Genomic DNA, 24,258 nt, shown 5'->3' with positions numbered 1-24,258 from the left:
GAGTGGTCGCGGCTCGCCCCTTGGCCGTTCAACCAGCTTTACTCGCCAGCGTCAGCCGGGTAGCTCAATCCAAATGGATTCGTCGCTCTCCGCTCCTCCTTCGGCAGAGCAGGCTTTCGAGTTGGCGCTGTTGTCCGACGTAGGTACGGACCGCCCCGACAATGAAGACTCGTGCGGGCATTTCATCGAGAGTCCCGACAGCGTGGTGTTCGCGATTGCCGACGGCGTCGGCGGCTACGAAGGCGGTGAAATCGCGAGCCGGATGGCGATCGACATAACTCTTGAAGCTTACCGCGAGAGCCCGCCGGCGTGGGGCGCCGCCAAGCGGCTCCATCGCGCGATTACGCGGGCCAACATCGAGATTCACGACAAGGCGCTGACCGTGCCGGAACTGGGCCGGATGGCGACCACAATGACGGCGGTCGCGGTGGAGAAGGGGATGCTGTCGGCGGTACATGTCGGAGATTGCCGGCTCCATCTGATCCGTCAGAGCCAGATCTCGCAAATCACAAAAGACCACACGATGGTCGCCGACCGGGTCAGGATGGGTATGATGTCGGCGGCGCGGGCCAAGGATCATCCGGAGCGCGGGATGCTTCTGCGCAGCCTTGGACACGAGTTAATCGTGTCGATCGATCGGATCGCGATGCCGCTGCTGGAGCGCGATCGGCTGCTGCTGTGCAGCGACGGACTTTACAATGTACTGGATGACAAGGAACTGGAATCACTGACGCGCGGCGTTGACGCCGAGACGGGATGCCGCAACTTGATCGACACGGCCAATAAGCGCGGCACCGCTGACAATGTGACCTGCGCCGTCTTCAGAATGACGTCGCCGACCGGGCATACGGTGACCATCGGCGGATGGCGCGATCGATTGCGAGGATGGTTCAGACGATGAAGTGTTTGGCGCCGCATCCCCTTCCATTGCCTGCGCGGGGGATGTTAACGTCCGCTGACCGGCTTTTTCTCAAGACGGTCTGAAAAATGCGCGAGGTCGGCGTTGGTGAAAACCTCGATCAGTACAAATTGATCGAGGTGATCGCGCGCAGCGGGATGGCGTCGATCTTCAAAGCTATCGATCAAGTCGACGGCGCGACCGTCGCGATCAAAGTCCCCTACATCCAGTTCGAGAGCGACGTGGTCTTCTACGGCCGCTTTCAACGCGAAGAAGAAGTCGGACGCCGCCTCGATCATCCCGGCATCATCAAGGTCCTCGCACCCAGGCGCAAAAGCCGCATGTATATCGCGATGGAGTACATCGAGGGTCCCTCGCTGCGCGCGATGATGCACGAGCCCGGCGGGCTGTCGGTGGAAAAGGCGCTCGATCTCGCGCGGCAGTTGGCGGAGACGCTTGTATACATGCACGGTGAAGGCGTGGTGCATCGCGATCTGAAGCCGGAAAACGTCCTGGTGACGGCCGCAGGCCGGACCAAGATCATGGATTTCGGAATCGCACTCGACGAATCGGCGCGGCGGCTGACGTGGTCCGGCCTGTCATCGACCATCGGCACGCCCGACTACATGGCGCCCGAACAGGTCAGCGGCCGGCGCGGCGACGTTCGCACCGACATCTATTCGCTGGGCGTGATTCTGTACGAGATGCTGACCGGGCACCTGCCGCACTCGGGGCCCAACGTTTACAACGTGATGCGCGCGAAGGCCTCGGAAGATCCGCAGCCGCCAACCGCATTCAAGCCTGATCTCGATCCGCATCTAGAGGAGATCATCCTTCACGCGATCGAGCGCTCTCCGCGTGACCGCTATGCGAGCGCGGCCGAGATGCTTGCGGACCTGCGCGATCCGTCGCGCGTCGTACCCAAGGGCCGCGCGCAGAACCTCCATCCACGCAGCCTCGCGCTGCAGCGTGCGCGTCGTACGGCCGGGTACGTGCTGTTTTTCACGTCGCTCATCGGGATCTTTGTATTTCTGATTTGGCTTGCAAACCGTTACCCGGCGTCGCCGACTCCGCCGCGCCGGTCATATCGAGGGCAGGTGAGATGATGCCGAGACGATCGCAACTCGGATTGGCCGCCGCCACTTTCGCCGCGCTGACGCTATTTTCGCCGCTGGCGCGCGCGCAGACTGCCGCGTCGTCGCCGCCGCTGGACAATTCGCTGAACCTCGCGTGGCTGCTGGTCGCGGGCTTCCTGGTGATGTTCATGCAGCTCGGATTCGCAATGGTGGAGACGGGGTTCACGCGCTCCAAGAACGCGGTCAATACCATGGCGATGAACCTGATCATTTACCCGATCGGCATCATCGGCTTCTGGCTCACCGGCTACGGCTTCATGATGGGCGGGGTCGCGCACTGGCCCTCGCTTGGCATGGCCGCGATTGGCCATCACGAGCTGTCGATCACGATCGGCGCGCATTCGTATGGAATCATCGGCTTCAGCAAGTTCGCGCTGCTCAGCGTCAGTCGCGATCCGGCCAGCCTGGGCATGTTTCTATTCTCGCTGGTTTTCATGGACACCGCCGCGACCATTCCGACGGGTGCGATGGCGGAGCGATGGAAGTTCAAAGCGTTCTTCATCTACGGACTGTTCATGTCGATGTTCCTGTACCCGTTGTATGGCAACTGGGTATGGGGCGGAGGATGGCTCTCGCAGCTCGGCGCGAACCTGGGCCTGGGCCACGGCCATCTGGATTTTGCCGGATCGTCGGTCGTGCACATGACGGGCGGAGTGGCCGGTCTCGCCGGCGCTTACATGGTGGGTCCGCGCATCGGAAAGTTCCGGCGCGACGGCGCCATCGGCGCGTTGCCCGGACATAACCTGCCCATGGCCGTCAGCGGAACGTTGATTCTCGCGTTCGGATGGTTCGGCTTCAACGCCGGCTCAACGCTGGCCGCATCGGATCCCCGAATCGCGATCATCGCGGTGAACACCATGCTCGCCTCTGCGGCCGGCGCGCTCGCGGCGCTGCTCTATTTGTGGAATCAGTATAACAAGCCCGACGTCGCGATCGCCTGCAACGGCCTGCTGGGCGGACTCGTCGCAATCACCGCCCCGTGCGCATTCGTAACGCCGGCGGCGGCTGTTCTGATTGGCGTGATCGCGGGACTGCTGGTCGTGTGGGCGGTGCTTGAACTGGAACGCCGCTTTCGAATCGACGATCCCGTCGGCGCGATCGCGGTGCACGGTGCGTGCGGAATATGGGGAGCGCTGGCGCTTGGTCTGTTTGCCGACGGCACCTACGGCGACGGATGGAACGGTGTCGCGGGTCCGGTGCGCGGCCTGCTCTACGGCGACGCTGGTCAATTTTTTGCCCAGTTGATTGGTGTCACGGTGAACGTGGTCGTGGTATTCGGCCTTGCGATCCTGTTCTTCAAGATCGTCGAGCGCACGGTGGGCAACCGCGTGCTGGTGGAAGTCGAATGGTCGGGGCTGGATGCGCTTGAGATGGGAAGCGACGCCTATCCACATTCGTAGTTGGCCGGGGGTTCGGCGCAAGCGGCGCATTACCTGAGCGATCGCGCTTGCACCCCAACAATCGCAGTATAGGTGAGCGGCAATCGCTGGTTTGGGCCTATATTTCGTAGGCGCGCATCATATTGGCCTGCACAAACTCATCTTTTATTGAGTCAAATCCTTATAAACACTTGACACGATTCCACTTTCTGCCTATCTTCATCGTCACTCGACGAGGATAACCTTATGAAATTCGGCGGAGATTCCCCCGAACTCGATGCCATTGATCTGCAGATTATCGGCCTGCTGCAGGAACACGGCCGCATTCCGTTCGTCAAGCTCGGAGAGCAAGTCGGGCTTTCGGCGCCGTCGGTCAACGAACGCGTCAAAAAACTCGAAGACGGCGGAGTTATCACCGGCTATCACGCCGCCGTCGATGCGACCCGCCTCGGCAAGGACGTCACCGCGTTTATCGGCGTGTCGATTTCGCATCCGAAAACAATCTCGCTGTTCAAGGAATCCGTCGCACTGCTCGACGACGTGCTCGAATGCCATCACGTCACCGGCCAGCACACGCTCCTGCTGAAAATCAAAACCGACAACACTTCGTCGCTCGAGCGGCTGATCAGTGCGATCCGCTCGATCGAAGGAGTGGCGCGGACGGAGACGATGGTGGTGCTGTCGACGCATACCGAGCGCGGTTTGATTTCGGTTCATCCCGACGGCGACTCGCACGAGCCTGGCAACGGCAGGCGCCATCGCCACGGCGCCGCGAAACCTGCGCCTGCGGAACCGAGACGGGTGTCATGATGCACAACTACCGAAGCATTCCTAAAGCACAGGGCCTCTACGATCCCGCCTATGAGCGCGACGCGTGCGGCGTTGGCTTCGTCGTCAACATCAAGGGCGAGCGCTCGCATGACATCGTGGCGAAAGCGCTGCAGGTGCTCGACAACCTGACCCATCGCGGCGCGTGCGGATGCGATCCACGCACGGGAGACGGCGCTGGAATCCTGCTGCAGATTCCACACGAGTTTTTCTCGAACGAAGCGGCCCGGCTCGGCTTCGAACTGCCCGCGCCCGGCGAATACGGCGTGGGCCAGGTCTTCCTGCCGCTCGACCCGCTCAAGCGCAAGGAATGCGAGGACGCGTTCGAGAGAATCGTCAACCAGGAAGGTCAGCGTCTGCTCGGATGGCGCGACGTGCCGGTGGTCGAATCCGCGTGCGGCGATATCGCGCGACGCGGGATGCCCGCAATCCGCCAGGTGTTCATCGCGCGCGGCCCGGACTTGCCCGACGCCGAGGCGCTCGAGCGCAAGCTGTACGTAATTCGCAAGCGCGCCGCTTCAGCAGCAGAAAAACTCGGGCTGTTCGATCCGGAGCTGTTTTATTTTTGCAGCCTCTCGGCGCTGACCGTCGTTTATAAGGGTCAGCTTATCTCCACGCAAATCCCGCAGTTCTTCCCCGATTTGCTAAATGGCGCCGTCAAGACCGCGCTCGCGATGGTCCATCAGCGCTTCTCGACCAACACGTTTCCGAGCTGGGACCGGGCGCATCCCTACCGCTTCATGTCGCACAACGGCGAGATCAACACGCTGCGCGGCAATATCAACTGGATGCACGCGCGCGAGAAGCTGTTCTCTTCGCCGCTGTTCGGCGACGAGATCAAAAAGCTGTTGCCGATCGTCGAGCCCAACGGCAGCGACTCCGCAACCTTCGACAATTGTCTCGAACTGCTGGTTCGCACCGGACGTTCGCTGCCGCACGCCATGATGATGATGATTCCGGAAGCGTGGCAGAACGACCCGCAGATGAGCGACGGCAAGCGCGCATTCTACCGCTTTCATTCATGCATGATGGAACCGTGGGACGGCCCCGCGTCGATTGCGTTCACCGACGGGATCAGAATCGGCGCGGTGCTCGATCGCAACGGCCTTCGTCCGTCGCGCTACACGGTGACCAAGGACGGATTGGTGGTGATGGCGTCGGAGACCGGCGTCCTCGACATCGCGCCGCGCAACGTCGCGCTCAAAGGACGGCTGCAGCCGGGCCGAATGTTTCTCGTCGATACCTCGCTCGGCCGAATCGTGCAGGACGAAGAAATCAAGAATTCGATGGCGGCGCGACAGCCGTATCGCGCCTGGCTCGACGCCAATCTCGTCGCACTCGAGGCGCTCCCCGAGGCCAGCGGCGCGCCAGCGGTTGACTGCTTTGAAGAGCACGAGCTGCTCAAGCTGCAGCAATCGTTTGGCTACACGATCGAGGATCTCAAAATGATCCTCGCGCCGATGGCTACCAACGGCCAGGAGCCGGTCGGCTCGATGGGCACCGACACTCCGCTCGCCGTGCTCTCGAACAGACCCCAGCTGCTTTACAACTACTTCAAGCAATTGTTCGCGCAGGTGACGAATCCGCCGATCGATCCGATTCGCGAGGAACTGGTGACCTCGACCGAAACGACAATCGGCGCCGAGGATAATCTGTTCGAAGAATCGCCGCTCCATTGCCGCCAGCTTCAACTCAAGCAGCCGCTTCTCACCAACCAGGAGCTTCAAAGGATCAAACGGCTGGCCGTCGAGGGCCTGCGCACCGTCACGCTTTCCACGCTCTACCGCGTTGATGACGGCGAAGGCGGGCTTCGCGCCGCGCTCGACGCGCTTTGCCGCGCCGCTTCGAACGCGATCGAATCCGGCTACACGATAATCGTGCTTTCGGATCGTGGCGTGAACGCGGACTACGCCGCCATTCCGGCGCTGCTCGCGACCGGCGCCGTGCATCATCATCTGATTCGCGAAGGGACGCGCACCCGGGCCGGCCTCGTCGTCGAGTCGGGAGAACCGCGCGAGGCGATGCATTTCTGCCTGCTGGTCGGCTACGGCGCGGGCGCCGTCAATCCGTACCTCGCGTACGCGACGATGGCGGGGATGATTCGCGACGGCGAGCTCCGCGACATCGACCAAGACACCGCGGTCCACAACTTCATCAAGGCCGTCTCCAAGAGCATTACCAAAGTCGCGTCCAAGATGGGGATCTCGACGACGCAGAGTTACCGCGGCGCGCAGATCTTCGAAGCGATCGGATTGGCGAAGGACGTGATCGACAAGTACTTCACCTGGACGCCGTCGCGGGTGGCAGGCGTCGGCCTCGACGCGATCGCGCGCGAGACGGCTGCGCGTCACAGCTACGCGTTCAAGGTGGCGGCGAACCTCGACGGCGATCTCGATATCGGCGGCCAGTACCAGTGGCGCCGCGCCGGCGAGTTCCACATGTACAACCCGAACACGATCGCCAGGCTGCAGCATTCCGTGCGCTCGGGAAATTACCGGCTGTTTAAGGATTACACCAGGGCGATTGACGAGCAGAGTCGCTCGCTCACCACGCTTCGCTCGCTGCTCAAGTTCAATTCTGATCGGCCGCCCGTGCCGCTCGAGGAAGTCGAGCCGGCCACCGCGATCGTCAAACGCTTCAAAACCGGCGCGATGTCATTCGGATCGATCAGCAAAGAGGCGCACGAAAACCTCGCCATCGCCATGAACCGGATAGGCGGCAAAAGCAACACCGGCGAGGGCGGCGAGGATCCGGCGCGCTTCGTGCCCGACGCCAACGGCGACAGCCGCCGCAGCGCGATCAAACAGGTGGCCTCGGCGCGCTTCGGCGTCACCAGTCATTACCTGGTCAACGCCGACGAACTCCAGATCAAGATGGCGCAGGGCGCCAAGCCCGGCGAGGGCGGCCAGCTTCCCGGTCACAAGGTTGACGATTTCATCGCGAAGATTCGCTACTCGACGCCCGGCGTGGGATTGATCTCGCCGCCCCCGCATCACGACATCTATTCGATCGAAGATCTCGCGCAGCTTATCCACGATCTCAAGAATTCCAACAATCGCGCGCGCATCGGCGTCAAGCTGGTCGCCGAGGTCGGCGTCGGCACCATCGCCGCGGGCGTTGCAAAGGCCAAAGCCGACGTCGTGCTGATTAGCGGTTACGACGGCGGCACCGGCGCGTCTCCGCTGCAATCGATCAGGCACGCGGGAGTTCCGTGGGAGCTGGGACTGGCCGAGACGCAGCAAACCCTGGTGATGAACGGCCTGCGCGGACGCATTCACGTCGAGACCGACGGCCAGCTCAAGACCGGCCGCGACGTCGCTATCGCCACCCTTCTCGGCGCCGAGGAATTCGGTTTCGCCAGCGCCGCACTGGTTGCCTCGGGATGCATCATGATGCGCGTCTGCCATCTCAACACCTGCCCGGTCGGCATCGCGACGCAGGATCCGGTGCTCCGGGCGAAGTTCTCGGGCAAGCCCGAGCACGTCGTGAACTTCATGATGTACATCGCGGACGAACTGCGCGAATACATGGCGCAGTTGGGCTTTCGCACCGTTGCCGAAATGGTTGGCCACGTCGAATGCCTGGACGCCAACGAAGCGATCGCGCATTGGAAGGCGCGCAACGTCGATCTGGCCAATATTCTTCGTCGTCCCGACGTCGGGCCGGACGAACCGCTGCATTGTGTCGAGCTGCAGGATCACGGCCTTGGCGCCGCGCTCGACAACCAGATCATCGAGCTTGCAAAAGACGCGCTCGAGCATCGCAAGCCGGTCGAAATCCATCTTCCCATCCGCAACGTGAACCGCACCGTCGGCACGATGCTGTCGGCGGAAGTGTCGCGCCGCTTCGGCGCGGAGGGGCTGCCGCCCTACACGGTTCAGATTCATCTCAAAGGTTCGGCCGGCCAGAGTTTCGGCGCGTGGCTCGCGCCGGGAATCGCGCTCCATCTCGAAGGCGACGCGAACGACTACTGTGGAAAAGGACTCTCGGGCGGATTTATCTCGGTGCGTCCGCCAGAAGAAGCGACCTTCAAGGCCGAGGACAACATCATTGTCGGCAACGTCGCGCTTTACGGCGCCACCGGCGGCGAAGCGTTCTTCCGCGGCGTAGCCGGCGAGCGATTCGCGGTGCGCAACAGCGGCGCGCACGCGGTCGTCGAGGGAGTGGGCGACCATGGATGCGAGTACATGACGCGCGGGTTGGTCGTGGTTCTAGGCAAGACCGGCCGCAACTTCTCAGCCGGCATGAGCGGCGGTGTGGCGTACGTGCTTGACGAAGACGGCTCGTTTCCGTCGCGCTGCAACACCGGGATGGTCGAGTTGGGTCCGATCGGCAATCGCGACGAACTCAAGCAGTTGCATGCCTTGATTGTGCGGCACCTGCAGTACACGCAGAGCACGGTCGCGCGGCGAGTCCTCGACAAGTGGGACGACTACGCGACGAAGTTTGTAAAAGTATTGCCGACTGAGTACCGTATGGTGCTCGAACGGCAACATCTCAACATGAATTCCGATCTCGCGCGGCTGGCGGCAGTTTAGCCGAGTGAGTAATCGACTGACTAATCAGAACTGACCTGACTGGGGAGATCACGGCTGCGATGGGCAAGATTACGGGCTTCATGGAGATCAAGCGCGAGACTCCTTCGCGGCGACCGGTCAGGGAACGCCTGAAGGATTGGCGCGAATTCGATCTCAAGATGCCCGAAGACAAACTGCGCGCGCAGGGCGCCCGCTGCATGGATTGTGGGATTCCCTTCTGCCACAAGGGTTGCCCGCTCGGGAACATCATTCCCGACTGGAACGATCTCATCTACCGGGGCCGATGGCGCGAGGCGATCGACCGGCTGCACGCGACCAACAACTTTCCGGAGTTCACCGGCAGAGTTTGCCCCGCGCCGTGCGAAGAAGCCTGCGTGCTCAGCATCAACAACGATCCTGTCACGATCAAGCTGATTGAGAAGAACATCATCGATCACGCCTGGGGAGAAAAATGGATCGTGCCTCAGCCGGCCGCGCGCAAGTCGGGAAAGCGCGTTGCGGTCGTGGGCTCGGGACCGTCGGGGCTGGCGTGCGCGCAGCAACTGATGCGCGCGGGACATTCGGTCACGCTTTACGAGCGATCGGATCGCGTGGGCGGATTGCTCACTTACGGTATTCCAGACTTCAAGCTGGAAAAGTGGATCGTCAACCGGCGCGTTGAGCAAATGAAGGCCGAAGGCCTGGAGATTGTCACCAACTGCCGCGTCGGCTTCGACATCCACGCGGACGAGATGCGGTCGAAGTACGACGCAATCGTACTTGCGATGGGCGCGACCAAGCCGCGTGACCTGCCGATCCCGGGACGGGAGCTCAAGGGAATCCATTTTGCCATGGAATTCCTGCCGCAACAGAACAAGCGTAACTTCGGCGACGCGCTCGATCCGGCGGCCGAGATCACTGCGAACGGAAAGCGGGTGGTCATTCTCGGCGGCGGCGATACGGGTTCCGATTGCCTGGGCACCTCAAATCGCCAGGGCGCGATCGTGGTGCATCAGTTCGAACTGCTCCCGATGCCGCCTGAAAAGCGTACCGCCGAAATGCCGTGGCCCGACTGGCCGATGATCATGCGCACCTCGAGCTCGCACGAAGAGGGCGTGCAGCGCGACTGGAGCGTGAACACCAGCAAGTTTTCCGGCGAAAACGGCGTGGTGAAAAAACTCCACGGCGTGCGGCTCAACTGGAAGCATGACAACGGGCGGATGGTGATGGAGCAAATTCCGGGCACCGATTTCGAGATCGAGTGCGACCTCGTGCTGCTCGCGCTCGGATTTCTCGGCCCCGAGCCCGAGGGCATAATCTCGGAGCTTGGTGTCAAGCTCGACCCGCGCAGCAACGTGCAGTGCGAGAGTTACATGTCGAGCGTGCCGGGCGTTTTCGCCGCCGGAGACGCACATCGCGGGCAATCGCTGGTGGTGTGGGCGATATGGGAGGGGCGCGAAGCGGCGCGCGCGGTCGATGCCTACCTGATGGGCGAGACCTTCCTGCCTTCGAGTCCGGAACTCTGATCGCTGCATGCGCCGCGAGCGGACTCGTGTATGCGAAGTAGAGCTTGATTTCGTGCAGGCTGCCGTTCATCGGACAGGATCAATTAGACGCCATAGCGAGAAAGTCTGCGAGGTGGACGACCTTGATTCTCGAACCGCGACGGCGAAGTTCGGCGGCGATCTGGAACTCGCATCCGGGATTCGCCAGCACGACCCAGTCCGCGCCGGTCGCAACAATATTGTCGGCTTTGCGCCGGGCCAAGTCGCGCGCCATTGCGGGCTCGGTCAGATTGTAGGATCCGGCCGAACCGCAACAGAGTTCGGACTCCGTCATCTCGACGATCGTCACGCCCGGAATCGAGGCGAGCAATTTGCGCGGCGCTTCGCGCACCCCGAGTCCGTGCACGAGGTGACAAGCGTCGTGATAAGTAATGCGGCATCGAAATTCGCGCTTCGGACTCGGCGGAGCGTCGAGCAGCAACGAACTCAGGTCCCGGACTTTCGAGGAAACCGCGCGCGCATCTTCAGCAAACTCCGGTTCGTCTTTGAGCAAATCACCGTATTCTGCGATTGCCACCGAGCATCCCGACGCGGCCGACACGATTGCATCGGCGCCGGAATTCTTCAGCGCGCGAACGTTCGCGCGGGCAAAATCGCGGGCTCGCGATCCGTTACCCGAATGCAGATCAAGTGCTCCGCAGCATGAGACTGGTTCGAGTTGGACGACGCGATAACCGGCGGCGGCGAGCAGACGCTCACTGTTCAAATTTTCCGAATTCGCAAGTACTTGCGCGACGCATCCGCGATGCACGACGACTGTCGGTGCGTCCGTGCGCGGCGCGGTGGTTGCTTCCCTGGCGAGCGGTCGCAAGTCAGGTTCAAGCGGCGGAAGAAGATCGAGCCAATTGTGAATCGTGCGCGGCAGGACGGCTCTCAGAGCGGGTCTCAGGCCGAGGCGATCGACAAGCTTCAGCGGTGCGAGCAGCACCCGGAGACGATGCGGGTACGGAAAAATCGCGCCGACGGTGCGCCGCTTGAATCGATCGACGAAGCTGCGGCGATGATTTTGCTCGACTAGCAGACGCGTGCCCTCGATCAAGCGGCCGTAATGAACGCCGGACGGGCAGGCGGTCTCGCAACCGCGGCATCCGAGGCACAAATCGAAATGGCGCGCCGCGTCGTCGTCGAGGTCGATGCGACCTTCGGCCAGCGACTTCATCAAATAGATTCGGCCGCGCGGGGAGTCCATCTCGCATCGCGTTACAACGTAGGTTGGACAAGCCTCGGCGCAGAGCCCGCAATGAACGCAGTCGAACAGCAGGTCGTAGCCGGAGACGCCGCGAACCGGATTCAATGGCATGATGGAGGCCGCGGCCATCAGATTCCTCCGACGAAGCATCCGGGGTTGAAGATCCCGGCCGGATCGAAGGCCGCCTTGAGCCGACGCATAAGCGCGAGCGCGCCGGCGTTGGGAGTGTCGAAGAATTCCAGCGAGTCACGGATGGCAGGCGCGGCGGCGATCAGTCGAAGACTGCCGCGCGCCAAGCGCGCAACTTCACGCCATCGCGCGATGGCTTTAGCGGCGGCCTCCGCGCTGTGTTCGCCGGCCAGGATTATCTGTGCGACGCCGGAGCCGGCGTGAGCGCGAAATTCGGTGTCGTTGCCGCAGGCCTCCAGCACTCGCGCGAGGGATGCGGGTGGAACCGCGATTTGAGCGGCCAGCGGAGCCGAATGGAAATCGATATCGCGCAGCAGCTCGTAACTCCTGAGAGCGCCGTCGGCGCTCAGAATTTCACCGCGCGCGCCGACCAAATCGCGAATCCGGTCAGCCTGGTCGCCAATCTCCAGTGGACTTCCAGAAAAACCGGCCAGAAGAAGAAATTGACCAACAGAATTGAAGCCAGTTACAAGGCCAGGACTGAGTATGTCGAGATTACTCAGTGGCAGTGAGTCATTGAGTATGCAGGCAGCGGCGAACGCGTCTGCTGCGCGCGCATGAGGAATGACCGCGATACAGTAGTCAGATGGGATGGGACGCACTTTGAACGTCGCCTCAGTTACTATTCCAAGTGTACCGAATGCCCCACCCATCAGTTTCATCAAATCATAGCCGGCGACGTTTTTGACCACGCGGCCGCCGCCATGAACGAGGTTGCCGCCGTGACCGACGAAGCGAACTCCGATCAGCAGGTCGCGCGAGGTGCCCTCGGAAAGGCGAAGCGGTCCGGAGTGCGCGGCGCCGATTAACGAGCCGAGAGTCGTCATCGCGGGGCTGCATGGATCGACGGGGAGCCGCTGGCGGGAATCGGCCATGGCAGCATTCAGTCTGCCGACGGTGATTCCCGACTCCGCAACAATTGTCATGTCGTCGGGTTCGTAGGCGACAATTCGCGCCAGCCGCGCCATCGAGATACCGAGCGCGACGGGCGAGCGCCGAATCCCCGCGAGCGAGCGTGCCGCGCCAATGGGCGCGAGCGCAATCCGATCCGCTTCGCACATCCGGACGATCTCGCAAATTTCCTCGACAGAGGCGGGCTCGACGATCGTATCCGCGGCGCGCGCCTCAGCATCGGTTGGCGCGCGAACGCGGCCGGCGCCGACGATTGAGTCGAGCCGGTTCGCCAGATTCGAAGATGTAGTGGCAGCCACGATATCCGTTGGACGGGCAGCCTTAGATTGGCACCTGCCGGCGCGGCGCGGCGACCTCGACGCATGCGCCTGGCTGCGGAATCACTTTGCCGGGATTCGATCGCTCCATTGGATCGAACACGTGGCGCAACTCCGTCATGACGCGAAGATCGTCGGGCGAGAACATCAGCGGCATCTCGCCGATTTTCTCGACGCCGATTCCATGCTCGCCGGTGAGGCTGCCGCCCATCTCGATGCAGGCCTTGAGGATTTCGCGTCCCGCGTCGATTGCCCGGCGGACCTGATCAGGTTCGCGCTCGTCGTAAAGAATGATCGGATGCAAATTGCCGTCGCCGGCGTGAAATACGTTGCCGATGCGCAAGTCGTAGCGACGGCTGACGTCGGCGATCACGCGCAGAATCCGCGGCAGGCAGGTTCGCGGAACGACGCCGTCCTGAGTCGCGTAGTTCGGCGCGAGGCGGCCGACCGCACCGAACGCGCGTTTGCGCGCCTTCCACAACAGCGCGCGCTCCGCTTCGTCACGCGCGAGCCTGACGCTCGACGCGCCGGCCAGGTTCGCAGTTTTCGCCACCTCATCGGCGTAGGCGGTCAGTCCAGCCTCGAGACCTTCGAGCTCGATGATCAGCACCGCGCCCGCGTCCAGCGGCAGCCCGACATTGAACGCCTCCTCGACGGCGCGAATGATGAGCTGGTCCATCATTTCGAGCGCGGCCGGCACAATTCCCGATGCGATTATCATCGAGACGGCACGCGTCGCGGTGTCGGCGTCGGGAAAGGCGGCCAGCAGCGTGCGATGATTTTCGGGCTCGCGCATCAGCTTGAGCGTTGCACGCGTTACGATTCCCGCAGTGCCCTCCGCGCCGACGACGGCGCCGACCAGATCGTAGCCGCATCGCTCTTCGGCCGGTCCGCCGAGCTCGACGACCTCGCCATCGGGCAGAACGACTTCGAGCGCGAGCACGTGGTTGGTGGTCACTCCGTATTTCAAGGTATGCGGACCGCCCGAATTCTCGGCAATGTTGCCGCCGATGGTGCATGCCACCTGCGACGATGGATCGGGCGCGTAGAAATATCCTTTCGACTTAACCGCGTTGGTGACGTGCAGGTTGACCACGCCGCTCTCGGCCTCGACGCGCCGATTGGCGAAATCGATTTCCAGAATCCGGTTCATCTTCGAAGTGCAGATCATCGCGGGCGCGTTCAACGAAAGGCATCCGCCCGAAAGGCCCGTGCCCGCACCGCGCGGAACGAAGGCAATGCCGCGGCGATGCAGCGCGGTGAGGATCGCGCTCAGTTGCGCGGTCGAGCGCGGAAGCAGCAGCACGTCGGGGGCGCTCTTCTCGATGGTCCATCCGTCGCACTCGTAAACCTTCAGCTCGGTGGCGCGCGAGACGATCCCGTCGGCCCCGAGAATTTCGCCAAGCTCATCGAGAAGTTTGCGGTCGATGGTGCTCATTGCGACAGCGCGTCCAATCCCCACAGCACTCTACCACGACCGCGAATCAGGCGCGCGAGTACCGCTTTTGCGCTCGGTCCTTCGCGGTCATAATAGCAAGGTTCGATTTCAGCCCGGAATCGCGTGGGCGCGCGACTGGTGCGCGCGGAAACCTCCGGCGATTCGTTGCAAGGAGAAACACACGTGGCGGATTCATTTCCAGAACTCAAGCCTGCGGCGCGGATTCTGCTCGGTCCGGGGCCATCCAACGTCAATCCGCGCGTGATGAAAGCGATGGTGTCGCCGGTCGTTGGCCACCTCGATCCGGATTTCGTGAAGGTGATGGAGAATATCAAGCGGCTGCTGCGCATCGTCTTGCGCACCAGCAACGAGATCACGTTTCCCGTCTCCGGCACCGGTTCCGCGGGAATGGAAGCCGTGATGGCGAATCTGATCGAAGACGGCGATGAGGTCGTGGTCGGCGTCAACGGTGTGTTCGGAACGCGGCTGGCGGAAGTCGCATCGCGACTCGGCGCAAAGGTCCACAAGGTCGAGGCGGATTGGGGAACGATCGTGGAACCGGCGCAAGTCGCGGCGGCGCTCAACGCGGCAAAAGCCCCGAAGCTGGTCGCGATAGTTCACGCCGAGACATCGACCGGGATACATCAGCCGATCGAGGAAATCGCCGAGCTGGCGCATCGACACGGCGCGATGATGGCGATCGACGCGGTGACATCGCTCGCGTGCGTGCCGGTCGAGATTGACAAATGGGGCATCGACGCCTGCTACAGCTGCACGCAAAAGGGACTCGGCGCGCCCCCCGGGCTGGCGCCGGTGACGTTCAGCGCGCGCGCGATGGAGTCGGTGCGCCAGCGCAAAACGAAGTGCCACTCATGGTACTTCGACGTTGCGTTGATCGAGCAGTACTGGGGACCCGACCGGCTCTACCATCATACGGCGCCGATCACGATGAACTATGCGCTCTACGAGGCGCTGCGGATCGTCGTCGAGGAAGGGTTGGAAGCGCGATGGCGGCGGCATCGCATCAACGCAGCCGCGTTCCAGGCCGGAGTGCGGGCGATGGGTCTGCGGCTCGCCGCGCAGGAAGGATACAGGTTGCCGCAGCTCACGACGATCGCGGTGCCGGCGGGAATCGACGAAGCGAAGGTGCGAACGGAATTATTACGGCTGTTCAATATCGAAATCGCAGCCGGACTCGGACCGCTCAAAGGCAAGATCTGGCGCGTCGGTCTGATGGGCGAAGGTTCGCGGCGCGAAAACGTGATGCTGGCGCTGAACGCACTCGAAGAAATCCTGGGCTCGATGGGATTCGAGATTGCGCGCGGCCGGGCGCTGACCGCAGCCGAGGATGCCTACAGTGCGGAGGGCACCGGCGCGGGCGAGCCGCCCGCGGAAGCATCATGAGGATGGTAGTAATGCGTCTTCGCACCCGAGCGCCAAGGCATAGTCAGTGACTACTGCGAAATAGTCACTACATTAGCTAGTCTTCCGATTCCTCTGCGCCTTCGTTGCCGTTGGATCCGTTGCCGTTGCCTTCCTCCTCGTCGCGCTCCGCCATCCCGGCCACGGCGCGGACGCGTTCGTCGCCCTCGAGTCGCACCATGTGCACGCCCTGCGCGTTGCGGCCGGTGATTCGCACTCCCTTGACGGCCAATCGAATCACCTTGCCGCCGTCGGTTATCAGCATCACCTGGTCGTCGATCCCGACCTGCCGGACGCTGATCACCTTGCCGGTCTTCTCGGTCACGTTCATCGTGATGACGCCCTTGCCGCCGCGATGGGTCAGCCGGTAGTCGGAGGCGGGCGTGCGCTTGCCGTAACCGAGTTCCGAAACCGTCAGCAGGGTCTCGTCGTCGCGCACGGTTGACATCGAAACGACTTCGTCCTCGACCAGGATGACGGTCTTGCCTTCCTTGACCGGTTGCGACTCGAGTTCCATGCCGACCACGCCGCCGGTCGCGCGGCCCATCGGGCGCGCCTCCTCTTCCTTGAAGCGAATCGCTTGTCCCTCGCGCGTCGAGAGCACGATTTGCTGATTGCCGTCGGTGATTCGCACGTCCACCAGCGTGTCGCCGTCTTCGAGATTGATCGCGATGATTCCGGTCGAGCGAATATTTTCGTATTCGTCGAGCGCGGTCTTTTTCACGCGGCCGCGGCGAGTCGAGAAGAAGACGAACTTGCCCGCAGTCTCGCGCGGCACGGGAATAAATGCGGATAGCGTTTCGTCATTGGCGAGGCTCAGCAGGTTGGCGATCGAGCGTCCCTTGGCGGCGCGCCCGCCCTCGGGCAGCTCGTAGGCCTTGAGCTCGTAAACCTTGCCCGCGCTGGTGAAGAACATCAGGCGGTCGTGCGTCGAGACGCGCTCGAGATGTTCGACGAAATCTTCTTCGGTGGTGGTCGCGCCGATCTTGCCGCGGCCGCCGCGCTTTTGCGTGCGATAGAGCGAGAGCGGGGTGCGCTTGAGGTAGCCGCCGTGCGTGACGGTGACCAGCACGTCCTCCTCGACGATCAGATCCTCGACCGAGAACTCGCCCTCCGCTTCGATGATCTGGGTGCGGCGCGGATCTGCGAATTCTTTTTTTATTTCGTCGAGCTCGCCGGCGATCAGCTTGAGCAATTCCCTCTCGTCGGCGAGAATTTTCTTGAAGCCGGCGATCAGAGCGACGGTCTCCTTGTGCTCGGTTTCGATCTTCTCGCGCTCGAGCGAAGTGAGACGGCGCAGCGTCAGATCGAGGATCGCCTGCGCCTGCAACTGCGAGAGGCCGAACTGCTTCATCAAGCCGCTGCGGGCGGTCTCGGCATCCTTGGACTTGCGGATCAGATTGATGACCGCGTCGAGATTCTTGAGCGCGGTCAGCAAGCCGTCGAGGATATGCAGCCGCGCCTCGGCTTCTTTCAGCTCGAAACGCGTGCGTCGCGTCAGCACGATCTTGCGATGCTCGAGGAACGCAACGAGCATCTGCAGAAGATTCATCTCCTTGGGGCGGCCCTCGTGGATGCCGAGCAGAATGATCCCGTAGCCCTGCTGCATCTGGGTCAGCTTGTAGAGCTGGTTGAGCACGATGCGCGGCTCGGCGTCGCGCTTGAGCTCGATGACAACGCGCATCCCGTCGCGATCCGATTCGTCGCGGATGTCGCTGATCCCTTCGATGCGCTTGTCGTTGACCAGCTCGGCCATCCGCTCGATCATGCGCGCCTTGTTCACCTGGTACGGGATTTCGCGAATGATGATTGACGATCGCGAACTGCGCTTGTCGGTCTCGATCACAGCCAGCGCGCGCATCGTAAGCGTGCCGCGGCCGGTCAGATACGCCTGGCGAATCGCCTGGCGGCCGAGCAACTGACCGCCGGTCGGAAAATCCGGGCCGGGCACGATGTCGAGAATTTCCTCGTGCGTGATCCCCGGCTTGTCGATCAGCGCCAGCAGCGCGTCGCAAACCTCGCCGAGATTATGCGGCGGGATGTTGGTCGCCATCCCGACCGCGATGCCGTCCGAGCCGTTGACGAGCAGGTTCGGAAATTGCGCCGGCAGGATCTCGGGCTCCAGGTGCGAGCCGTCGAAGTTCGGGACGAAATCGACCGTGTCCTTGTCGATATCGGCGAGCATCCGCTCGGCCAGCCGCGTCAGGCGGCACTCAGTGTATCGATACGCAGCGGGCGGATCGCCGTCGATCGATCCAAAATTGCCCTGGCCGTCGATGAGCAGGTAGCGCAGGCTGAACGGCTGCGCCATGCGGACCAGCGAATCGTAAACCGCCATGTCGCCGTGCGGATGGTAACGAGCGAGCACTTCGCCCACCACCGCCGCGCACTTGGTGTAGCGGCGGTTCGACAGCAGGCCGGTGCGGAACATCGCGTACAGGATGCGGCGATGGACGGGTTTGAGTCCGTCGCGAATTTGCGGCAGTGCGCGTCCGATATTCACCGACATGGCGTAGTCCAGGTAGGACTGCCGCATGTCGTCTTCGATATTCAGCAGCGCGGGTTCGTTGCGATGCGGTTCGTTGCCGTTGGTTTCAGCCATTTAATCCGGAGCTCCCGCGAGTTCCGAGCAATCGTCAGATGTCGAGGTTGCGGACGTTGAGCGCGTTCTCCTCGATAAACTGGCGCCGCGGCTCGACCTGATCGCCCATCAACGTGCCGAAGATTTCCTCGGCGTCCTCGCGCGACGAAATCTGCACCCGCAGCATCGCCCGCGTCTCCGGGTTCATCGTGGTCTCCCAGAGCTGTCCGGGATTCATCTCGCCCAGCCCCTTGTAGCGCTGGATGTCCACGCCCTTTTGTCCCGCGCCGAGCACCGCCTCCGCCACCGCCTTGAGCGTATCGACCGTCGATTCGCCTTCGCCAATCTTCAGTTTGAACGGCGCTTTGATGGCCTCGAGTTCCGGATCGAGCCGGCGAATCTCGCGCAGCTCTCCGCTATGCAACAGCGTCAGGTCAACCACGGTTGGCGGCGTCGCGCCGTTTTGCGAATGGCTGAACACGGCGCGCCAATGCGCTTCGCCGTCGGGCTCGAGCTTGTAAACCAGGTTGTCGTTCTTCGAGTCTTTGGCAATCGCCTCGGCCATCTGCTTCGCCGCTTTCTCGGATTCAAAACTCTCATCATCGATCGTCTTGCCGGCCGCCAGCTTGGCGAGCGACGCGATGATCGAGCGCTCTTTCGAGCGCCGCTCCAGCGCCTCGAACATCTTTTCGAAGAACAGCGCCTTGCGCACGATTATCTTCAACGCCGCGCCCTTGAACTCGCGCGCGTCCTTGCCCTTGCCGGCTTCGAACGTCACCGCCTCGGCGCCGAGATCGGTCAGATAATCTTCCAGCGCCGTTTCATCCTTGAGATAGCGTTCGGTCTTGCCTTTTTTCGCGCGGAACAGCGGCGGCTGCGCGACGTAGAGATAGCCATTCTCGATAATCTCGATGAACTGGCGGAAAAAAAACGTCAGCAGCAGCGTGCGGATGTGCGAGCCGTCCACGTCCGCGTCGGTCATGATCACGATCGTGTGATAGCGCAGCTTGCTCAGGTCCTTGTCGACGCCGATTCCCATCCCGAGCGCCGTAATCAGGATGCGCAACTCCTGCGACGACAGCATCTTGTCGATGCGCGCGCGCTCGACGTTCAATATTTTGCCGCGCAGCGGCAGGATCGCCTGCGTTTTGCGATCGCGGCCCTCTTTGGCGGTCCCGCCCGCCGACGCGCCCTCGACCAGGTACAACTCGCTGCGCGCCGGGTCGCGCTCCTGACAGTCCGCGAGCTTGCCGGGCAGCGAGCCCGAATCGAGCGCACCCTTGCGCCGCACCAACTCCTTGGCTTTGCGCGCGGCCTCGCGCGCGGTGGCGGCTTCGACCGCGCGCGCTACAATCTTCTTCGCCACCGGCGGTGTCTTCTCCAGGAACTCGCCGAGCTTCTCGTTCACCAGCCCCGAAACGATTCCTTCGACCTCGGAGTTGCCGAGCTTGGTCTTGGTCTGGCCCTCGAACTGCGGCTCGGCGATTTTGATGCTGACGATCGCGGCGAGACCCTCGCGCGTGTCGTCGCCCTCCAGCCGCATATCCTTATTCTTGAACAGATTGTTCTTGGTCGCGTAATAGTTGATCGTTCGCGTCAGCGCCGACTTGAGTCCCGACAGATGGGTCCCGCCCTCGGCGGTGTGAATGTTGTTGGCGTAGGTGAAAATGACCTCGTGGATCGCGTCGGTCCATTGCAGCGCGACTTCGACATCGACGCCCTCGCGCACGCCCTTGAAGAAAATCACCTCGTGAAGCGCTTCGTTGCTCTTGCTCAGCGTCGCGACGTACTCGGCAATTCCGCCCTCGTAGTGAAACTCTTCGGCCTTGTTGATTCGCTCGTCGCGAAGCCTGATCCGCAGTCCCGCGTTGAGGTACGCCATCTCGCGCAGATAACGCGCGATGATTTCATACTTGAACTTTATTTCGGGAAATATCTTCGAGTCGGGCGAGAAGGTGGTCTTGGTGCCCTTGCTGTTGGTCGAGCCGCGCTCCTCGACCTTCGTTTTAGGAAGCCCGCGCTCGTAGCGCTGAAAATAAATTTTGCCGGTCTTGTGAACTTCAACTTCGAACTCGTCGCTGAGCGCGTTGACCACCGACGCGCCCACGCCATGCAGTCCGCCGGAAACCTTGTAGGCGCTCTTTTCGAACTTGCCGCCGGCGTGAAGCACCGTGTGCACGACTTCGAGCGCCGAGCGCTTTTCCGTCGGATGCATATCGACCGGAATCCCGCGGCCGTTGTCCTCAACTGAAATCCGATCGTCGCTGAGAATTACGACGTTGATCTCGTTGCAGAAACCGGCCAGCGCCTCGTCAACCGAGTTGTCCACGATCTCGGTGACGAGATGATGCAATCCCCGCTCGGCCGTGTCGCCGATGTACATCCCGGGGCGTTTGCGAACTGCTTCGAGTCCTTCGAGTACCTTGATGGACTCGGCGCCATAGCCGTCGGACGATTGTTTATTTGGCATAGAAAAAGACGAGCGATGAACTACCTTTCCGCATCCCCACCACTTGTCAAAATAGTATTCGTCTATGAGACAAAAGTAAAGGAACAACCGAGTGTTTGATCGATTAATCAAACAGTATTTGAGTTACGCGCCAGTGGATAGGAAAGCAGCCAATCAGTGGGCGCTTTTCAGCTTATCGACGCGACGCAATAAAGGCGTTTTTGGAAAAGCGCGCTGTGTCTTGAACAGAACACGATTTTGCGAAAATGATATGCACACGGAACAACTCCCTGAAGCAGCGAAAAAGTGAAAAAGGGAAAAGGGAAATCGGCCGCGTTCAATCGACCTGGCGCAGCTCCGACAGCATCTCCTGCGGGCCGATGTAGCCGACTTTGCGCTGCGCCACTTTGCCTGCGGAATCGATCAGCATCGTCGTCGGCACGCCCTGGATTTCGAACTTGCTGGTCAGCGCGTCGGTGGCCTTGTCCTGTGCGGTCAGATTAGCCTTCATCCGCACGAAGCGCCTGGCCTCGCTGACCACGGATGGATCGACAAAGGTCGAATGCTCCATCTCGCGGCATGGGATGCACCAGTCGGCGCTGAAATCGATCAGCACGGGCTTGCGCGCCTGAGCCGCCGAGGCGAGCCGCTCGGGGTTGAACGGCTCGAAGCGAAGCTGCTCCGGCACCCGGCGCGGATAGAGCATGATCGCGAGCGCTCCCACCGCAGCTATCCCGAGCGCAGACCTCAGCACCAGGAACGGTCGCCAGCTTCTCCCCTCGCGCGAAATGAAGCCGAGGTAAATCCCCACACCGGCCGCGTAATACGGCAGAATTCGAGTCATCAGGTTGTTCGGTACGACCGGATCGAGAAAGTAGAGCGCGAGCCCGGCCAGGACGAACCCGAAAAGCTCCTCGACCCACTTAAGCCACTGGCCCGAACGCGGCAGGCGGCGGATGTGCCCGGCCGCCATCGCCAGCCCGATATATGGAACGCCAAGTCCCAGCGCCAGCGTGAAGAACAGCGCGAAACCGAATAGTGCGCTCCCGCTTCTCTCCACCATCAGCAGCAAACCCAGCACGATCGGGCCGATGCATGGCGCCGCCACCACGCCCATCCCCAGGCCCATCAGCAGCGCGCCCGCGTATCCGGGGCGGGCCGTGCCCGCGCGCTGCAGCATCCAATTCGGCGGCTGCAAGACGAACAAACCGAAGCTCGACGCCGCCAGCGTCAGCAGCATCATGGACAGCGCGACGAGCACGAACGGATTGCGCATCGCAGCGCCGAACAATCCGCCCGACATGGCGACGGCGACGCCTACCGCCGAGAACATCAGCGCGATTCCGAGCACGAAAACCGTCGCCAGAAACATCACGCGGCGATGGCCTCCGCCCTGGCTGCCGAAATACGCGATCGTCACGCCGATTAGCGGATAGACGCACGGCGTCAGATTCAACGCGAGGCCGCCAAGAAATACCGCGAGGAAGCCGAGAAACCATCCATGATGGGCGAAGATGGCCGCGACCGCGGCGCCGGAATCATCGCCGCCGCCGATACCGCCGCTCTTCGCGCCTGCCGTGCCTACCCCCTCCAGCGCTCCCGCCGCCGCGCCGGGAGCCGCCAGCGCGACCGTCGTGCTGACCGACGCCGGCCGCAGGCATTCGTTGTTGTTGCAGCCCTGGTAGTCGATGGTAACCGTGAGCACGTCGCCGGGCTTGGGCGCGAAGTTGGAAGCCGCCTTGAGCGGCGCCTCAAACTTGATATCGCCCCCGAACACCGAGATCTTGTCGGCCCCCGCGATTTCGAGCGCCATTGTTTTCGCAGGCGGATACTTGATTGCGCCCGGCGTCACGCTGGCCGGGCCGCTTACCTCGAGCCTGGTCGGAATATAATCCTCGCTGAGCGGCTTGTCGGAATTGATATGCCATCCCGCGATCACCTGCGCGGCAACCTTGAGCGTGCTGGCGCCGCCGGCCCGCAGCGGAGGATCGATCGTGGCCGAGATGATTTTTACGAGTTCATTCGCCTTGGGATTAGCATGCGCCGCCGGCGCGAAAACCAGCCAGGCGAGCGCAAAGGCGACCGATACGATCGAGGCCCGCCAGAATGGGCGAGTCTTTGTGCCGTGGGTGAACAATCGGGATTCGCGCGAGATCATTTGTCAGTAGTTAGAACGTCATCGGCGCAGCTCTGGTTTCATTCGCGCGGTCTGCCGCTACTTGGCGGCGGTGCTTTGCTTGCCGTTGGTTGAAAGCGGAACCGAACCGACGACCTCCAATCCGTAGCCCGGCAGATTGGCAAGCCGCGGCGTCGCGTCGGACATGATAATCATCTTGCGCACACCCACGTCGCGGAGAATCTGCGCGCCGATTCCGTAATCGCGGAAATCAGCCTCGGGCGCGTTGACCCGCGTAGTTGCACGGCGCGCCGGGCGCCCGCCCTCAAAATCCGACGCCAGTGCGTTGGACTCGCGCTTGAGGTACAACAGCACGCCTTCGCCGGCCGCCGAAATTCGTTCCATCGCGGAGCGCAGCAGGTTGCGGGTGTTGCGAACGGAGTAGCCGAACACGTCGCCCGGCAGATACTCGCGATGCGCCCGAACCAGGATCGGCTTGGCCGGATCGACCTTGCCCATCACCAGCACCAGGTGCTCCGTGTGATCGATCAGGTTGCGATAGACCATCGCGCGGAACTCGCCAAACGCGGTCGGCAGCTTCGCTTCCGCGATCCGCTGGACCATGGTCTCGTTGCGCAGCCGGTACTCGATGATGTCCGCGACCGTGACAATCTTGAGCCCGTGCACTTTGGCGAACTCGACCAGGTCGTCGCGCCGCGCCATCGTGCCGTCTTCCTTCAGAATCTCGCAGATGACGCCCGCCGGCTTGAGGCCCGCCAGCCGCGCGAGGTCAACCGCGCCCTCGGTCTGCCCCGTGCGCACCAGCACGCCGCCGTCGCGCGCGCGCAGCGGATAGACGTAGCCGGGTGTGATGAACTCGGCGCCGCTGGCGTCCTCGCGCACCGCCTGCAAAATCGTGGTCGAGCGATCCTGCGCCGAGATTCCCGACCCCGACGCTCGCCGCGCGGTGATCGCCGTCGTGAATGCCGTCCCGAGCGGCGCCTGGTTGTCGCCAACCATCATGCTGAGCCCGAGTCTGTCTATTCGCTCGGCCGACATGGGCAGGCAGATGAGCCCGCGCCCGAACCTGGCCATGAAGTTGATCGCCTCGGGGGTGACTTTTTCGGCGGCCATGCACAAATCGCCCTCGTTCTCCCGCTGTTCGTCATCCATCAGGATGATCATGTGGCCGCGGCGGGTTTCATCGAGCGCTTCCTCGATCGAAATGAACGGCGCGGGGGCTTTCTTGCGGGGACTTATCTCACCAAACATTTGTGCGGCTCTCGATAAACTCTTACTTAACTATATACCGCCAGCCAAGC

At 62.3% G+C, this 24,258-nt stretch carries 14 protein-coding genes; 7 read left to right on the top strand and 7 right to left on the bottom strand.

The genetic code is table 11. The features are described from left to right. Positions 1 to 73 precede the first annotated feature (73 nt). From VIO10_RS02360 to VIO10_RS02335, 6 genes are all read left to right on the top strand, one after another. Entirely contained in the window at positions 74 to 901 is an 828-nt protein-coding gene (locus tag VIO10_RS02360) for a PP2C family protein-serine/threonine phosphatase (protein ID WP_331958739.1), read from the top strand. 86 nt (positions 902 to 987) lie between these two features. Further along, entirely contained in the window at positions 988 to 2,004 is a 1,017-nt protein-coding gene (locus tag VIO10_RS02355) for a serine/threonine-protein kinase (RefSeq protein WP_331958736.1), read from the top strand. Beyond that, the gene (locus VIO10_RS02350) at positions 2,001 to 3,434 is read left to right on the top strand and encodes an ammonium transporter (RefSeq protein WP_331958733.1); all 1,434 of its coding nucleotides are present in this window, start codon (positions 2,001 to 2,003) and stop codon (positions 3,432 to 3,434) included. The genes VIO10_RS02355 and VIO10_RS02350 overlap by 4 nt, the downstream gene beginning before the upstream one ends. 225 nt (positions 3,435 to 3,659) lie before the next feature. Next, positions 3,660 to 4,223, top strand: coding sequence for an Lrp/AsnC family transcriptional regulator (locus VIO10_RS02345; protein ID WP_331958730.1), 564 nt, complete (start codon positions 3,660 to 3,662; stop codon positions 4,221 to 4,223). Continuing rightward, positions 4,220 to 8,779, top strand: coding sequence for a glutamate synthase large subunit (gene gltB / locus VIO10_RS02340; RefSeq protein ID WP_331958727.1), 4,560 nt, complete (start codon positions 4,220 to 4,222; stop codon positions 8,777 to 8,779). Before VIO10_RS02345 ends, gltB begins: the two co-directional genes overlap by 4 nt. Positions 8,780 to 8,838: 59 nt before the next feature. After that, positions 8,839 to 10,284 carry a glutamate synthase subunit beta gene (locus VIO10_RS02335; RefSeq protein ID WP_331958724.1) on the top strand — a complete coding sequence of 482 codons (1,446 nt, stop codon included), beginning with the start codon at positions 8,839 to 8,841 and terminating at the stop codon, positions 10,282 to 10,284. A gap of 79 nt (positions 10,285 to 10,363) precedes the next feature. On the opposite strand, the gene VIO10_RS02330 is transcribed toward VIO10_RS02335, so the two are convergent. The 3 genes from VIO10_RS02330 to VIO10_RS02320 are packed head-to-tail and all read right to left on the bottom strand — an operon-like array spanning position 10,364 to position 14,368. After that, positions 10,364 to 11,641 carry a (Fe-S)-binding protein gene (locus VIO10_RS02330; RefSeq protein ID WP_331958721.1) on the bottom strand — a complete coding sequence of 426 codons (1,278 nt, stop codon included), beginning with the start codon at positions 11,639 to 11,641 and terminating at the stop codon, positions 10,364 to 10,366. After that, positions 11,641 to 12,912, bottom strand: coding sequence for an FAD-binding oxidoreductase (locus tag VIO10_RS02325; RefSeq protein WP_331958718.1), 1,272 nt, complete (start codon positions 12,910 to 12,912; stop codon positions 11,641 to 11,643). The genes VIO10_RS02330 and VIO10_RS02325 overlap by 1 nt, the downstream gene beginning before the upstream one ends. Before the next feature lie 22 nt (positions 12,913 to 12,934). After that, entirely contained in the window at positions 12,935 to 14,368 is a 1,434-nt protein-coding gene (locus tag VIO10_RS02320) for an FAD-linked oxidase C-terminal domain-containing protein (protein WP_331958715.1), read from the bottom strand. 183 nt (positions 14,369 to 14,551) lie between these two features. Here VIO10_RS02320 and VIO10_RS02315 point away from each other — a divergent pair, with 183 nt between their 5' ends. After that, positions 14,552 to 15,772, top strand: coding sequence for an alanine--glyoxylate aminotransferase family protein (locus tag VIO10_RS02315; protein WP_331958712.1), 1,221 nt, complete (start codon positions 14,552 to 14,554; stop codon positions 15,770 to 15,772). A gap of 76 nt (positions 15,773 to 15,848) precedes the next feature. Here the strand turns inward: VIO10_RS02315 and gyrA are convergent, their stop codons facing one another. The 4 genes from gyrA to ribB form a co-directional block, all read right to left on the bottom strand. Further along, positions 15,849 to 18,392 (bottom strand): DNA gyrase subunit A, encoded by a 2,544-nt coding sequence (gyrA, locus tag VIO10_RS02310; RefSeq protein WP_331958709.1) that lies wholly within the window; start codon positions 18,390 to 18,392, stop codon positions 15,849 to 15,851. A 34-nt stretch (positions 18,393 to 18,426) separates the two neighbouring features. After that, positions 18,427 to 20,841 (bottom strand): DNA topoisomerase (ATP-hydrolyzing) subunit B, encoded by a 2,415-nt coding sequence (gyrB, locus tag VIO10_RS02305; RefSeq protein WP_331958706.1) that lies wholly within the window; start codon positions 20,839 to 20,841, stop codon positions 18,427 to 18,429. A 316-nt stretch (positions 20,842 to 21,157) separates the two neighbouring features. Continuing rightward, on the bottom strand, positions 21,158 to 22,978 hold the full coding sequence (locus VIO10_RS02300) for a protein-disulfide reductase DsbD family protein (protein ID WP_331958703.1): 1,821 nt from the start codon (positions 22,976 to 22,978) through the stop codon (positions 21,158 to 21,160). A 57-nt stretch (positions 22,979 to 23,035) separates the two neighbouring features. Beyond that, complete coding sequence (gene ribB, locus VIO10_RS02295) at positions 23,036 to 24,208, bottom strand: 3,4-dihydroxy-2-butanone-4-phosphate synthase (protein ID WP_331958700.1); 1,173 nt, start codon at positions 24,206 to 24,208, stop codon at positions 23,036 to 23,038. Positions 24,209 to 24,258: the final 50 nt, after the last annotated feature.

Source organism: Candidatus Binatus sp., from assembly GCF_036567905.1.
Lineage (GTDB): Bacteria > Desulfobacterota > Binatia > Binatales > Binataceae > Binatus.
This window is presented reverse-complemented; position numbering and strand designations above follow the sequence as displayed.